This window comes from Falsochrobactrum shanghaiense (assembly GCF_003149535.1).
GTDB classification, from domain to species: domain Bacteria; phylum Pseudomonadota; class Alphaproteobacteria; order Rhizobiales; family Rhizobiaceae; genus Brucella; species Brucella shanghaiense.
Map to the genome: position 1 here is coordinate 436,165 of NZ_QGDB01000002.1, position 14,998 is coordinate 451,162.

Genomic DNA, 14,998 nt, shown 5'->3' on the forward strand with positions numbered 1-14,998 from the left:
ACGAGCGAGCTTGAAGGAGAGCCGCCATGACATCGACAAGCAAGACCATGACAACGTTTTTACCCTTGGCCGGTCGGCGCGTCTTCGCGCCTGGACAGGCGGTCGGGGCGGTTTTTGGCCGGGTTAAGCATCGATGGACCTCGTGGCGCAATCGACGCCACCTTTCGCATCTTCATGAGCTGGACGATTATTTATTGCGCGACCTTGGTTTGGAGCGCCGGGACATCAGCGCAGCACTTCATCATTCGGGCAATGAAGATCCCACGCGGCTTTTAAATGTTCTTGCCGATGCGCGGCTGCGACTGGAACTGAGTCGCAACATCACCTGAAGGAAGAGAATCATTCTGATTGTCAGGCAGGCGCCGCCCTCACATGCCGGATTCCCCTCCGGATCAGCCTGCCCTTTGGCCCGACCGCTTTTGCTGTCGGGCTTTTTTTAGCGCTATAATTGGCAGTTTTGCGGGACAAACGCCCCATAGAGGGCATGGCCTGTCTCGTCGTGAATTCATTATCTTCCGGCATTTGAATTTACTTCAATTTTTTGTCGCAAAGGGGTTGCGTTCGTAATTCGGAAACGGTAGATGAAAGCCGCTCGCAGACAGACAATCCGGTCGGAGCAAAGTTGCAGATCACGGTGCTGATCCGCAATCCCTGCTGGGGGATAGTTTAAGGGTAGAACAGCGGACTCTGACTCCGTTAGTCTTGGTTCGAATCCAGGTCCCCCAGCCATTTGATTTCCTTTATGACAGCAAGACTATAGGCTTATTGGCAAGTTAAGCTGGATAGCTGGGGTTTATCGCGCGGCTGCTTTTCGCCTCTGCCAATAGCGATTGCGCATGCGTGGGGCGAGAAACCATGATGCCAGGGGCGTGACCAGAAAACTTATCAAGATCACTGCTGGCAATCCGTATTTTGCATGTTCCGCCAAGGCCGGGATGGACAGGACGGTGATCGCGCCGATCCCGAAGATCACAGAATTGACGACGATGCACAACACGGCGGCAATTTGAAAACGGACAGACATTTTTGAGCTCCCATAATAAGAAACTCAACGTCGCAAGGCAGTGATGGTTCCAGATGGCGCTGGGCTGTCCCGGATAAAGGGTGGTGGGATCAGCCCTTGAAATCGCGTGCGAGCAGATAGAGCTCGACGGATTCGGCTCGTGATGCCGGTGGCTTGACGTGATGCACAGAACGGAACTTCTGCTTGAGCAAAGCCAGAAGTTCGTTTTCAGTCCCACCCTGAAAAGTCTTGGTGAGGAAATGCCCGCCCGGCTTGAGCACGGAAATGGCAAAGTCGGCCGCGACCTCGCACAGATGCACCGTTCGCAGATGGTCGGTGCGGCGGTGGCCGGTGGTCGGTGCCGCCATATCCGAAATAACAAGATCGGGCTTCTCGCCGAGTGCTTCCATAAGCTTTTGCGGAGCCTCGTCGTCGAGGAAATCCATTTCGAGCAGAATCACGCCGGGCAGGGGGTCGACGGGAAGATAATCGATACCCACAATATGCGGATCTTCATCCGTGGATCCCACAATCTTGGCGGCGATTTGCGACCAGCCGCCGGGTGCGGCACCCAGATCGATAATCTTCTGGCCTTTTTTCAACAGATCATAGCGGTCATTGATCTCGATCAGCTTGTAAGCCGCGCGTGAACGATAGCCATCGGCCCTGGATTTATGCACATAGGGATCATTGAGATGGCGCTCCAGCCAGCGGCGCGAAGAAGCCTTGATCGTGCCCGCCTTCTTCTTCACGCGTACATGAAGATTGCTGCTGCCCGCCCCGCCGCGACCGCCTGTGGTCCGTCCGCCGCCTTTATTTCCGCCCGCCTTGCTCATCGTCAATGCCTGTTTCTTATATCTGTTTTAGCGCCCGTTCTGGCGCCTGCGGCACGATTGTGCCGCCAGGCACCATCACGCGACATCAGTTCAGTTAAAATGCCTTCGCGCAAGCCTCGATCGGCAACGAGAAGTTTTTCGCTGGGCCACACGCTGCGGATGGCATCCAGAATGGCACAGCCCGCCAGAACCAGATCGGCGCGGTCCGCTCCGATGCAGGGATTTGCAACACGCGCTTCGAAATCCCATGAAAGCAGCCGGCTGGTCATTTGCGTGACCTCGTCGGCCCCCATCCACATGCCATCCACCCGCCTGCGATCATATCGTTCAAGTCCAAGGTGGATGCCTGCAAGCGTCGTCACCGTGCCTGATGTTCCCAGCAGATGAAAGCGTGAACCGGCTGCAAGCTGGCCCAGGCAATGACGCTCCGAAAAGGCCGAGAGAAGCCCGGTCACATGTTCGACCATGGAATCGTAACTTTCTGCGGTGACATTGCGCCCGCCAAAGCGCTCTGCCAATGTAACCACGCCAACGGGCAGTGACGTCCATGCCATGATATGTTCGGCAAGGCGGGGAGAGCGGCGTTGGGACACGTCGATCAGCGCGATTTCGGACGAGCCGCCGCCAATATCGAACAGGACCACTGCATCAGTGTCGCGCGTAACCAGCGTACCACAGCCGGAAACAGCAAGCCGCGCCTCGGTCTGGCGGTCAACGATTTCAAGTTCGAGGCCGGTTTCATTGCGGACGCGGCTTAGAAATTCCTCGCCATTCGCAGCTGAGCGACAGGCTTCGGTGGCGATCAGTCGTGCACGCTTGACCTTGCGCGAGGCAAGCTTTTCGGCGCAAATTTTCAGCGCGTCGATGGCGCGCTGCATGGCCTGCTCACCAAGCCGCCCTGTGGCGCTTACCCCTTCACCAAGCCGGACGATGCGCGAAAACGCGTCTATGACGCGAAACTGCCCGGGCCGCGTCGGTGCCGCAATCAGCAGGCGGCAATTATTGGTGCCCAGATCAAGGGCCGCGTAGAGGGGTGCCTCGCGATGATCGCTTTGGGCCGGGTGCGGTGGCCGAACATTGTTCCGGTTGTGCTGCGGGCGCATATTCTGGCTGTCCGGCCTGATCGTAGCTCCCTGCGTCACGCCTGCATTGTCCGCCCCTGCAATGGCACCATTTTGCTGGAGTGCCTGCTTTTTCTTGCGAGCGCGGCGGCGGCGATTGGATATTTTTCCGGAAGGCCGGACATCTGTCGATTTCTCGCTGGCAGCGGGACTTTCGGCGATGGCGGACTTATGCACCGCGCCCGTCGCAGCGCCTGCCGTTTTTCCACGGTGGCGGCGGCGCGCACGCTTGCGCTGGCTCTGGGAGCCCTTGCTTTCCGTATCCGGGCATCCTGAATCGGCAGCTTCAGATGATGCATTGCCGACTTCTGAAACGGCTTGCTTGCGCGGTTTGCGCTTGCCGTTTCCGAACGGATTCCGGGCTTGACTATTGCCCGATTGTCCGTTGGACGCCCCCTGATGCGCCATAACTGCGTGGCGCTCCTCGGGGTCTTTCAAGGTACTTATCCTTTTGGCGCCGCGCGAACCGATGAGGACGCAGGCAAGGCGCTTTTATCTTACGTTGCCCTTAATGTAGCAGCGCTTGGGGGATTTACCAAGGGGCAGGGATGAGAGCCGGTATAAAATTTCCAAAGGACAAGGTCTGGCGGAAGGAATGAACCTCCCCAAAGGACGCAAGGCGGGGGCTTGAAATTGTAAAAAGGGCTCTTGCAACACGCAAAAGCCCCTGTTCTTCATGTCAGCGGGATTAAAACTAAATGTCGTAGGTATGAGCGGCGTTGATCGTCGCCACGAATTTTTTGGTTCGGTCGCGTGCCGGACGGGTGAAAATATCGTGCGCGCTGCCGGTTTCGACGATCTTGCCTGATTCCAGAAACACGACATTCTGGGCAATCTTGGACGCAAGCCGCAGATCATGCGTGGCAATCACCATGGTGGTGCCTTCCTGGGCGAGTTTGCTCAGCACATCGACCACTTCCGAAGCCAGTTCCGGGTCAAGCGCAGATGTCGGTTCGTCGCATAGCAGCACGCGCGGCGAAGGCGCGAGCGCTCGCGCAATTGCGATGCGCTGCTGTTGCCCGCCTGAAAGTGTCGATGGCCAGGCATCGGCCTTGTGCGCCATGCCCACTTTGGTGAGCAGCTCCATCGCCCGCTCCCTGGCTTTTTCCTTTGGCCATTTGAGCACTGTCAGAAGACCTTCCATGACATTCTGGATGGCCGTCTGATGCGGGAAAAGCTGGAAATTCTGGAACACCATGCCGGTTTGCCGCCGGATCGACTGGATTGCCTGCCAGCTTGGCTTGCGCTCCGGTTCGAATGCCAGACTCTGCCCGCCGAGGATCAATGTCCCGGAGGTGGGCACTTCCAGCAGATTGATGCATCGCAACAGGGTGCTCTTGCCGCCTCCCGATGGCCCGACAAGCGCCGTAACCGTGCCTTCCGCGATTGTCACGCTGACATCATCGAGCACGACAGTGTCACCGAAGCGTTTTACGATATGCTGTAACTCGATCATGAATTTGTCTCCAGCGTTCCGCCATAGCGTCTGAAACGCTGTTCGAGCCGGGCCTGAAGCTGTGACAGGATTGTGCTCAACGCCAGATAGATGAGCGCTGCTTCAATATAAAGGATGAGCGGTTCGTAGGTGGTGGCGACGATGCGTTGCGCGGATTGAAACAGTTCCGGCACGGTGATGGCGGCGGCGAGCGATGTGTCTTTCACCAGCGAGATAAAGGTGTTGGAGAGCGGCGGAACAGCAGTTCTGGCCGCTTGTGGCAGCACGGTGCGTGCCAGCGCCTGCCGCCAGCTCATGCCAATGGAATAGGCGGCTTCCCATTGTCCTTTTGGGACCGATGAAATCACCGCCCGGATGACTTCGGAACTATAGGCGCCCACATTGAGCGAGAAGCCGATAAGCGCAGCTGGGAATGCATCGAGATAGATGCCTGCGCTCGGCAAGCCGTAGAAGATCACGAAAAGCTGCACCAGCAAGGGCGTTCCGCGAAAAATCCAGACGTAAAAACGCGCGACGGATGACAGCCAGATAGGTGCGAACAGGCGCACCAGCGCCGTGATAAGGCCGAGCGACAAGCCGAAAATGAAGGACAAGATTGTCAGGGGAATGGTGAACATCAACCCGGCCCACAAGAGCGTCGGCAGTGATTCCACCATCAGTTGAAGCCAGTGGGGCAAGTGTCCGGTTCCTCTGCTCGGAAATTCATCAAGCTATTTAATCGAATAAGTCCATGGCCGCAAAGGAAAGAAGCCGGAAACTTGTTCCGGCTTCACATTCGCGGTCGAGCGGGAGCTTACTTGGAAACGTCCTTGCCGAAATATTTCTGCGAGATTTTCTCGTAAGTGCCGTCAGCCTTGATGTCGTCGAGCGCCTTGTTGATCGCAGCGACCAGTTCGTCATCGCCCTTGCGAACGATAATGCCTGAAGGAGCTCCCTTTTCTTCTTCCGCAACGACCTTTACCGGAGCGTTAGGCTGCTGCTTCTTGAAATCAAGATAAGACAGGCTGTCATTGAGTGTCGCATCGGCGCGTCCGGTCAGGACAAGCTGGATGGACTGGTCAAAACCGTCGGTTGCGACCAGTTCGGCCCCGGCTTCCTTGGCCATCTTGCCGTAATTGCTGGTCAGCGATTGCGCCGATTTCTTGCCTTGAAGATCGGCGAAATCCTTGATCGTGTCATTCTTGTCGCTGACGATCAGCACCACCTTGGAAACGATATAGGGATTGGAGAAGTTGAACTTCTGCTGGCGCTCTTCCGTGATGCCGACCTGATTGATCACGGTGTCGTAACGCTTGGAATCCAAGCCCGCGATCAGGCCATCCCATTTACCTTCGACGAATTCCGGCTTCACGCCAAGCTTCTCGGCCACCGCTTCACCGATTTCCACGTCGAAACCAACAAGCTTGTTGTCCTTGTCGTGATAGGTGAAGGGGGCATAGGTGCCTTCGGTGCCGATCTTGAGGACGCCCGCGGCTTTAATGGCATCAAGGTTTTCACCCGCCAGGGCGGTCGAAAGAAATGCGGCCTGAAGAATGCCGACCGTAGCGAGAATTTGAGCGAGCTTCATGTTCGTTACCTGTAAAATTATTCGACTGAGCGTAAAATACAGGAAATTCATTCTAATGTAGCGTTCAAACATGCCGCTTTCGCATAGCAAAGAGAAATTATTTTTGATGATTGGATATATATAGCAATAATATTCTACAGTACTTCAGGCTCTGATTGTCCTGCCTTTCTGCGGTTTTCTGGAAATGAAAACGCCGCCCTTTCGAGCGGCGTTTTCGTCGTCGTTATTCGGGCTTTCCGTAACCCCCGCCCGTGGGCGTAATGACGGTAAAGGCTTCACCCGCCTCAAGAATAGTCTGATCGCAATTGCCGAGCACTTCCACCGAGCCATCCTTGCGGCGCACTTCATTGCGGCCTGTCTGGCCGGGTTCACCGCCTTCAAGGCCGAAGGGCGCAACGCGGCGATGGCCGGAGAGAATGGCAAAATCGAGCCTCTCCAATGCGCGGATCGTGCGGCTGGTGCCATTGCCCGCATGCCATTTGCCCTTGCCGCCCGAATTCTCGCGGATGTGGAAATCCTCAAGCAGAACGGGGAAGCGTGTTTCGAGAATTTCCGGGTCGGTCAGGCGCGAATTGGTCATATGGGTGTGGACGGCATCCGCACCATTGAAGCCCGGACCGGCAGGCGCGCCGGAGCAGATGGTCTCATAATACTGATACTGGTCGTTGCCGAATGTCAGATTGTTCATGGTTCCCTGTGCTGCTGCCATGGCGCGGGTTGCGCCGAACAGGCAATTGGTGACAGCCTGACTGACCTCGACATTACCGGCTACAACCGCTGCCGGATAACGCGGCGACAGCATCGAGCCTTCAGGAACGATGATCCTGACGGGCCGCAAGCAACCTGCATTCATCGGAATGTCGCCTTCGACCAGCACGCGGAAGACATAAAGCACTGCCGCGCGCGTGACAGGTTCGGGTGCATTGAAATTATCCGGACGCTGTTCGGATGTGCCGGTAAAATCGACGGTCGCCTCGCGTCTGGCCTTGTCGATGGTAATGCGCACCACGATCTTGCAGCCCTGATCCATCTCATAGGTAAACTGGCCGTCGGGCAGCTTGTCGAGGACGCGGCGCACGCTTTCGGCGGCATTATCCTGAACATGACCCATATAGGCTTTGACGACATCTTCGCCGAAATGGGCGACCATCTTCCTGAGTTCTGCGACGCCCTTTTCATTGGCCGCGATCTGCGCCTTCAGGTCGTTGACATTCTGCGTAAGATTGCGAACCGGGTATTTTGCGCCGGTCAGCAGTTGCGCCAGTGCTTCTTCGCGGAAAGTGCCGCGATCGACCAGTTTGAAATTGTCGATATAGACGCCTTCCTGCTCGATATTGACCGCAAGCGGCGACATGGAGCCGGGCGCGATGCCGCCAATGTCGGCATGATGGCCGCGACTTGCCACCCAGAAGCGGATTTCGCGATTGTCGTCATCGAAAACGGGCGTGCAGACGGTGAGGTCGGGCAGGTGGGTGCCGCCATTATAAGGGGCGTTGATGAGGAATACGTCGCCCGGCCTGATGTCTTTGTTCTCGCGGATCGCGGTGGCGACGGAGGCGTCCATCGATCCCAGATGCACAGGCATATGGGGCGCATTGGCGACGAGATTGCCCTGCGTGTCGAATACCGCGCAGGAAAAGTCCAGACGTTCCTTGATATTGACCGAATAGGCGGTGTTCTGAAGCGTCACGCCCATCTGCTCGGCAATGGACATGAACAGATTGTTGAAAATCTCCAGCATGACCGGATCGGCTTCCGTGCCGATGGCCGTGCGAGCGGGCAGAGCCTTGATGCGGGTCAGCACCACATGGTCGTGGGCTGTCAGGCGCGCCTGCCAGCCATCCTCGATCACGATGGTCTGGTTCTTTTCGATGATGATCGCCGGGCCGGTCACGGTCTGGCCGCGCTGGATCTGCTCGCGCATGATGACGCCTGCATCGTGGAATTCACCTTGCGAGAAGATGCGCGTGCGCTTGCTGGCCTGTGCCTCCGTCTCATTTTCCAGCGGCTGTGCGGTTTCGGTTTCGCTTGCGCCGCCGCCGACGGCCTCAACCTCGACCGCATCAATTACCAGAGCCTTGTTTTCAGCGATAAAGCCGAAGCGGCGCTTGTGGGCAGCCTCAAATTCCGCACGTAACCGCCCGGCATTATCCATGTCGGGGAAGGTTGCATCAATGGAAAGCACGGTATCCGTACCGGCATAGCGGATATGCGCGCGCAGATATTGATGGATGGCGGAAGCCTCTATGCCCTGCGCGGTGAGTTCTTCCACGCATTCGCTCGCCAATTCCTTGCCAAGTTCCTTGAGGGCGGCGGGAGCATCGGCATCAAGCGAAACCCCCAGTGCCTTCTGGCGGGTCGAGCGAATATCCGCAAGGCCCATGCCATAGGCGGAAAGCAGGCCGGACATGGGGTGAAGGAGAATATTCTTCATGCCCAATGCATCGGCCACGAGGCAGGCATGCTGGCCACCGGCACCGCCAAAGCAATTCAGCGCATAGCGCGTCACGTCATAGCCGCGCTGCACCGAGATTTTCTTGATCGCCTCGACCATATTGGCCACCGCAATGCGGATGAAGCCATCGGCAACGGCCTCTGGTGAACGCCCGTCACCGATTTCATCGGCAAGCTTGGTGAAGAGTTCACGCACACGCTCGACATCGAGTGGCTGGTTCTGCTGCGGGCCGAAGATTGCCGGGAAGAATTCAGGCACCAGCTTGCCCAGCATGACATTGGCGTCGGTGACGGCAAGAGGGCCGCCATTGCGATAGCAGGCGGGACCAGGATTGGCGCCCGCCGAATCGGGTCCGACCCGGAAACGGCCTGCGTCATAATGAAGTACAGAGCCGCCGCCTGCCGCGACCGTGTGGATCAGCATCATCGGCGCACGCACGCGCACACCGGCTACTTCCGTCTCGAAAGCGCGTTCATATTCGCCGTCAAAATGCGCGACATCGGTGGACGTTCCGCCCATGTCGAAGCCGATCACCTGCCCGAATCCGGCTGTTTCACCCGTCCGTGCAAGGCCGACAACGCCGCCAGCGGGGCCGGACAAAATCGCGTCCTTGCCCTGAAACAGATCGGCTGCGGTAAGCCCGCCCGAAGACATCATGAACATGACGCGCGCGCCGGTGCGCTCGACGTCGAGTTCATTGGAAACCTGCGCCACATAGCGCCGCAGAACCGGCGATAGATAGGCATCGACAACGGTGGTATCGCCGCGCCCGACCAGCTTGATCAGGGGCGAAACCTCATGGCTGACGGAAACCTGCTCGAAACCAAGATCGCGGGCAATGCGAGCAATTTCAGCTTCATGCGCCGGAAACTTGTAAGCGTGCATTAAGGCAATCGCGATCGATTTGTAGCCTTGGTCTTTCAGGCTGCGAAGTGCTGTTTCAGCCTCTGCAAGATCGAGCGCCTTTTCGACGGCGCCATCGGCGCGGACACGCTCGTTTATTTCCACAACACTATCATAAAGCGCCTCAGGCTTGATGATTTCGGTGGCGAAAATATCCTTGCGTTCCTGATAGCCGATGCGCAAGGCGTCGCGGAAGCCCCTGGTGGTGACAAGCGCCAGCCGCTCGCCCTTGCGCTCCAAGAGTGCGTTTGTGGCAACTGTCGTACCCATGCGCACTTCACCGATCAGCCCGGCTGGAACCGGTTCGCCGGATTCCAGGCCAAGGTGCAGGCGGATGCCATGAACGGCGGCATCCCGATAGGCTGACGGATTTTCAGAGAGAACCTTGCGTGCATGGAGATTGCCCTCAGGATCGCGTCCGATGACGTCGGTGAACGTACCGCCACGATCGATCCAGAAGTCCCATACTCCCCGTGCAGTTTCGCTCATTTGAGGCTCCCTGATGTGCAATATTCGGCATATTCTGAAATCTTTTTCAGAATTTAATGGTCCCACTTTATTGACAAAATGTCGATAAGATGGTGACATAAAATACACAAAAATGTGGGAGCGGCAAGAATGGAGAATAGGAGAAAGGCGGAAAATATGGCAAATCCGCCAGATCAGCAGCCAATTCAGCAGCAGGATCGGATGCAGGAATCGGGCTTTGACGAAAGCACGCTGCACACGAATCTGCATTCGCTTGCCGGTCCCATCGTTTCTTCCGCACATCTTGCCGACGGCGGCTCGCCTGCCATGTCCGAGGTCGAATATGGCCTTATTCTCGCGTCGCATGCGTTTTCGCGCTGGATGGTGCGCTGCATGGCGGCGGCCGGTGTGCCCGGACTATCGCCCATCGAGGTATTGATCTTGCATTCTATCCGCCATCGCGGACGAGAGAAAAAGCTTGCGGATATTTGTCTCGTATTAGATATCGAAGATACGCATATTGCCAGCTATGCTATTCGAAAACTTGAAAAGGCGGGCTTGTTGACGACAGGCAAGGCGGCAAAGGAAAAGACAGTGCAGATCACCGCGAAGGGAGCCGAAGCTTGTGCCCGCTATGGCCAGATTCGCGAACGTCTGCTGGTCGATGCGACGGCAAGCGCGCGCCCTTCGGAGGAATTGCTTTCAGAAGTAGCCATGCTTTTGCGATTCATGTCAGGCGCATTCAATCAGGCCTCGCGGTCTGCCATTACGCTATAGAATTTAGAAACTGATCGGAGCCGAGTTGAGCGAAGCTGTGTCGAAGCCTCTTTTGACCGTTGATGGACTTAGCGTTGAATTCGGCGCAAGCCGCGTGGTCGACGATCTGAGTTTTTCTGTTGCCCCCGGACGCACTTTGGCCATTGTCGGTGAATCGGGTTCGGGCAAATCCATCACGTCGCTTTCCATCATGCGGCTTGCCGATATGAGCGGAGCGAAATTCCCGACCGGACGAATCCTGTTCGACGATCGCGCTAAAGGAGAGCGCGATCTGCTCAAAGCCGATCAGGACACCATGCGCGGCATCCGCGGCAATGAGATCGCGATGATCTTTCAGGAGCCGATGACATCGCTCAATCCTGTTTTCACCATTGGCAACCAGATTGCCGAGGTGCTGATGCTGCATGAGAACATGAGCAAGCGCGCGGCCCTTGCGGAAGGCAGGCGCCTTCTCGAAATGGTGCGGCTACCGGATGCCGAAGGGCTGCTCAAGCGTTACCCGCACCAGCTTTCGGGCGGCATGCGCCAGCGCGTCATGATCGCCATGGCTCTGGCTTGCCGACCCAAATTGCTGATTGCCGACGAGCCGACGACGGCGCTGGATGTCACCATTCAGGCTCAGATACTGCACATTATAAGAGAATTGCAGCAAGAACTTGAAATGGCGGTGATTTTTATCACCCACGACATGGGCGTGGTTGCGGAAATGGCCGATGATGTCGTCGTCATGTGGAAGGGTAAGAAGGTCGAGGAAGGCCCGGTGGAGCGCATTTTCGAGGCGCCGCAGCATCCTTATACACAGACGCTTCTTTCGGCTGTGCCCAGGCTCGGCAGCATGACGGGACAGGAATATCCCAAGCGCATGCCCGTCATGACGATGCAGAATGGCGTGCCGGTGCTTGCGGGTGAGGAGCGCATTCAGGATACCGCACGTTACGACGTCAAGCCGGTTTTGGCGGTCGATGATCTTTATGTGCGTTTTCCGATCAAGAAGAATATTTTCGGCAAGGTCACGCATGTCTGCAATGCCGTTTCCAAAGTGGCCTTCGACATTTATCCGGGCGAGACACTGGCGCTTGTCGGCGAGTCGGGGTCGGGGAAATCGACCATCGGGCGCACGATCCAGCAGTTGCAGAATCCGCTCTCGGGCGAGATCCGCTTCAATGGCAAAGCCTATTCCCAGATGAGCGCTGGCGAGCGCTATGCCATGCGCCGCGAAGTGCAGTATATTTTTCAGGACCCCTTCGCTTCGCTCGATCCGCGCAAGACGGTCGGCTTCTCCATTGCCGAACCCATCCGCACGCATGGGCTTCTTCATAGCGATAAAGAGATCAATGCCCGCGTTACGGAATTGCTGGAACGTGTCGGACTGGGGGCGGAACATGCCTCACGTTATCCGCATGAGTTTTCCGGCGGCCAGCGCCAGCGCGTCTGTATCGCCCGTGCTCTGGCTTCCAAGCCCAAGCTCATCATTGCAGACGAAGCATTGTCAGCGCTCGATGTTTCCATTCAGGCGCAGGTCATCAATCTGTTCATGGACCTGCAGAAAGAGCAGGGGCTGGCTTATCTCTTCATCAGCCATGACATGGCAGTGGTCGAGAAAATGAGCCATCGTGTCGCCGTGCTTTATCTGGGGCAGATCATGGAACTCGGCACCCGCACGCAGGTTTTTGAGACGCCTGCACATCCCTATACGCAACGGCTTCTTTCCGCGGTTCCCGTTGCCGATCCATCGGCGCGCACCAGACGTCCGGTGCTGGAAGGCGAAATTCCAAGCACGACGCGGCGCGTAGAAGATGAACAGATTATTTATGGTCATCGCGAAATCGTCCCCGGACATTTCGTGGCGACCAATGCCTGAAACAGAAAGTTCAACCGAACCCAATGGGGGAGAGACAATGATGAGGAAAACTTTTAAGGCCATGCTTCTGGCTTCTGCCGTTTCGGCAGCCGTGCTGGCATCCGCTCCGGCCTTCGCGGAAGGCAAACTGACCGTTTCATCGCCGCAGGATCCCGGCAGCTGGGACCCGATCGATACGTTTCTGGTGAACTGGGCTTCCGTTGCGACCAATATTTTCGACGGTCTTGTCTATCGCGGTCCCGATCTCAAGCTCGTTCCCGCACTGGCGACATCGTGGGAAGAACTGGACGAAGGCAAGCGCATTCGCTTCAATCTGCGCGAGAACGTCAAATTCCACAATGGCGAGCCATTCAATGCCGAGGCCGTCAAGTTCACCTTTGATCGCCTGCTTGGCGATGAAGGCGCCAAAGGTCCGCAGCGCTCCAACTATATCGCCATTGAGAGTGTCGAAGTCATCGACGACAAGACGGTTGATTTCCACCTCAAGGAGCCTGATCCGGTTCTCATCACCAAGCTTGCCGGATACGGCGGGATGATCGTTCCGCCGAAATATATAGCGGAAAAGGGCGATGATTTCTTCAACATGAATCCGGTCGGCACCGGCCCGTTCAAATTCGTCTCCTACCAGCCGAAGGTGAGCATCAAGCTTGAGGCATTCGCCGATCACTGGGATGGCGCGCCGAAGCTTTCCGAACTCGAATACCGTTTCATCACGGAGCCTTCCACGGCGGTTGCCGAATTACAGGCTGGCCGTGTCGATCTGGTCATTCCGCCCACCATTCCCATCGGCATGATCCCGACCATTGAGGGCGATCCCAATCTCGAACTGGTGACGACCGCAGGTCCAACCGTCGATGCGCTGCGCTTTAATACGCGTGACGGCATCACCAAGGATGAGCGGGTGCGCAGGGCGCTGATCATGGCTGTGGATCGCGATGCGATCATCCAGTCGATCCTTGCCGGTCAGGCTGAGCCGATTGCGAGCTTCCAGAGCGCACTTTCGTTCGGTTACGATCCCGAATTGAAGCCGCTGCCTTATGATCCGGAACAGGCGAAGAAACTGCTTGAAGAAGCAGGCGTGCAGCCCGGTGCAACGGTGCAGATCGACGTGCGCGGCAATGATGCGACCTTCAACGAGGTGGCGCAGGCGGTGGCAAGCTTCCTGCAAATGGTCGGCGTGAATGCCGCCATCAAGCCCTATGACACCAATGTCCTGCTCAATGACATCATCCCGCAGGGCAAGACCGGCGCCATGTTCCAGCAGAAATGGGGCGGCTGGACTTTCGACTATGACAACACCGCCTATGCGATGTATCATTCCGGCGAGAAGTGGAATCCGTACGAGAAAGACGAAAAGCTCGACGAGATGCTTGAAGCGCAGCGTTCCGTCCTTGATCGCAATGAGCGCGAAAAGCTCCTTCAGGACATCGCGAAATATGCCGCCGATCGCGCATATGAAATGCCGCTCTACAACACGAAGGCGATTTACGGCGTCAACAAGCGCGTGAAGAATTTCGTGCCGGCACCCGATAACCGCATGCGCCTGTCGGATGTGACTGTCGAGTAAAACGCAATTGAACGGCAAGCCGCTTGTCGGCTTGCCGCAGCATTCTGGAGGCTCTGGTGGCCGGATTTCTCATAAAACGAATTTTGCAGGCGCTGTTCGTGCTCGTCGTAATGACGCTGCTCGTCGCCTATGCAATTCGCCTGACCGGCGATCCGGCCCTGATGCTGACGCAAGGCGCGGGCAGCATAACCGAAGCCGATCTTGAGCGTATCCGCGAGGGGCTTGGCCTCAACCAGCCGTTCCTTGTGCAATACTGGCAATTCTTCAAGGGCCTGTTCACCTTCGATCTCGGTCGCAGCTTCCTTGGCGGAACGCCGGTTTCCCTGCTTGTCAGCAACGCACTTCCAGCAACACTGATGCTGGCCTTCGCCTCGCTTTTCGTGTCCATCCTCATTTCGATCCCGCTTGGCATCAAGGCCGCCGTTTCACGCGGCAAATGGGCGGATCAGTTGATCCGTGTCTGCTCGCTAGTCGGCTTGTCATTCCCGAACTTCTGGCTTGCTACCATGCTGGTGCTGCTGTTTGGCATCTGGCTGCAATGGCTGCCGCCAAGCGGTATGAGCGGCATTGCAAGCTTCATCATGCCTGCTTTGACGATGGGCATCATTCTGACCGCGACCAATGTGCGTCTTGTGCGCACCTCCATGCTCGAAACGCTGCAATCGCAATATATCATGGTGGCGCGCGCCAAGGGGCTGAGCGAGAACAAGGTTCTTTACAAGCATGCGCTGCGCAATTGCGCCATTCCGCTCATTACCTATATCGGGCTTCAGTTCGGCGGGCTTTTAGGCGGCATCGTCGTGGTTGAGCGCGTGTTCAACTGGCCGGGCATGGGCACACTGGCCTTCGACGCTGTGGCCAGCCGCGATTATCCGACGCTACAGGCGACCATCGCAATCCTGTCGATGCTCATCATCGGCGTCAATCTTCTCGTGGACATTGCCTATGGCCTTGTCGATCCGCGTATTCGCACGGAGTAGAGCC

Annotated in this window: 12 protein-coding genes and 1 tRNA gene; 7 read left to right on the plus strand and 6 right to left on the minus strand. The window is 57.0% G+C overall.

Annotated features, from left to right (window positions below; genetic code table 11):
• The first annotated feature begins 26 nt into the window (after positions 1 to 26).
• The 3 genes from DKP76_RS05910 to DKP76_RS19145 all read left to right on the plus strand — a co-directional run bounded on the left by DKP76_RS05910 (position 27) and on the right by DKP76_RS19145 (position 1,010).
• Entirely contained in the window at positions 27 to 329 is a 303-nt protein-coding gene (locus DKP76_RS05910; protein WP_109705519.1) for a DUF1127 domain-containing protein, read from the plus strand.
• 326 nt (positions 330 to 655) lie between these two features.
• Positions 656 to 729: transfer RNA gene (locus DKP76_RS05915), tRNA-Gln, on the plus strand.
• Positions 730 to 869: 140 nt separating this feature from the next.
• Positions 870 to 1,010 carry a hypothetical protein gene (locus DKP76_RS19145; RefSeq protein ID WP_158279420.1) on the plus strand — a complete coding sequence of 47 codons (141 nt, stop codon included), beginning with the start codon at positions 870 to 872 and terminating at the stop codon, positions 1,008 to 1,010.
• Positions 1,011 to 1,113: 103 nt separating this feature from the next.
• Here the strand turns inward: DKP76_RS19145 and DKP76_RS05925 are convergent, their stop codons facing one another.
• The 6 genes from DKP76_RS05925 to DKP76_RS05950 all read right to left on the minus strand — a co-directional run bounded on the left by DKP76_RS05925 (position 1,114) and on the right by DKP76_RS05950 (position 9,830).
• Positions 1,114 to 1,839, minus strand: coding sequence for an RlmE family RNA methyltransferase (locus tag DKP76_RS05925; RefSeq protein WP_109705521.1), 726 nt, complete (start codon positions 1,837 to 1,839; stop codon positions 1,114 to 1,116).
• A gap of 2 nt (positions 1,840 to 1,841) precedes the next feature.
• Positions 1,842 to 3,398 carry a Ppx/GppA phosphatase family protein gene (locus DKP76_RS05930; protein WP_245410151.1) on the minus strand — a complete coding sequence of 519 codons (1,557 nt, stop codon included), beginning with the start codon at positions 3,396 to 3,398 and terminating at the stop codon, positions 1,842 to 1,844.
• A 256-nt stretch (positions 3,399 to 3,654) separates the two neighbouring features.
• A complete protein-coding gene (locus tag DKP76_RS05935) occupies positions 3,655 to 4,416 on the minus strand; it encodes an amino acid ABC transporter ATP-binding protein (RefSeq protein WP_109705523.1) in 762 nt (253 codons plus the stop codon).
• Complete coding sequence (locus DKP76_RS05940; protein ID WP_109705524.1) at positions 4,413 to 5,093, minus strand: amino acid ABC transporter permease; 681 nt, start codon at positions 5,091 to 5,093, stop codon at positions 4,413 to 4,415. Before DKP76_RS05940 ends, DKP76_RS05935 begins: the two co-directional genes overlap by 4 nt.
• A 116-nt stretch (positions 5,094 to 5,209) precedes the next feature.
• Complete coding sequence (locus DKP76_RS05945; RefSeq protein ID WP_109705525.1) at positions 5,210 to 5,983, minus strand: amino acid ABC transporter substrate-binding protein; 774 nt, start codon at positions 5,981 to 5,983, stop codon at positions 5,210 to 5,212.
• A gap of 223 nt (positions 5,984 to 6,206) precedes the next feature.
• Positions 6,207 to 9,830, minus strand: coding sequence for a hydantoinase B/oxoprolinase family protein (locus DKP76_RS05950; RefSeq protein ID WP_109705526.1), 3,624 nt, complete (start codon positions 9,828 to 9,830; stop codon positions 6,207 to 6,209).
• 201 nt (positions 9,831 to 10,031) lie between these two features.
• Between DKP76_RS05950 and DKP76_RS05955 the strand changes: the two genes are divergently transcribed.
• The 4 genes from DKP76_RS05955 to DKP76_RS05970 are packed head-to-tail and all read left to right on the plus strand — an operon-like array spanning position 10,032 to position 14,994.
• Positions 10,032 to 10,586: a winged helix DNA-binding protein gene (locus DKP76_RS05955; RefSeq protein WP_109705859.1), complete on the plus strand. Its 555-nt coding sequence runs from the start codon at positions 10,032 to 10,034 to the stop codon at positions 10,584 to 10,586.
• Positions 10,587 to 10,596: 10 nt separating this feature from the next.
• Positions 10,597 to 12,447, plus strand: a complete 1,851-nt coding sequence (locus DKP76_RS05960) for an ABC transporter ATP-binding protein (protein ID WP_109705527.1) — start codon at positions 10,597 to 10,599, stop codon at positions 12,445 to 12,447.
• Between the two features lie 40 nt (positions 12,448 to 12,487).
• Positions 12,488 to 14,014 (plus strand): ABC transporter substrate-binding protein, encoded by a 1,527-nt coding sequence (locus tag DKP76_RS05965; RefSeq protein WP_425349374.1) that lies wholly within the window; start codon positions 12,488 to 12,490, stop codon positions 14,012 to 14,014.
• 56 nt (positions 14,015 to 14,070) lie between these two features.
• Complete coding sequence (locus tag DKP76_RS05970) at positions 14,071 to 14,994, plus strand: ABC transporter permease (protein ID WP_109705860.1); 924 nt, start codon at positions 14,071 to 14,073, stop codon at positions 14,992 to 14,994.
• The last annotated feature ends 4 nt before the right edge of the window (positions 14,995 to 14,998 follow it).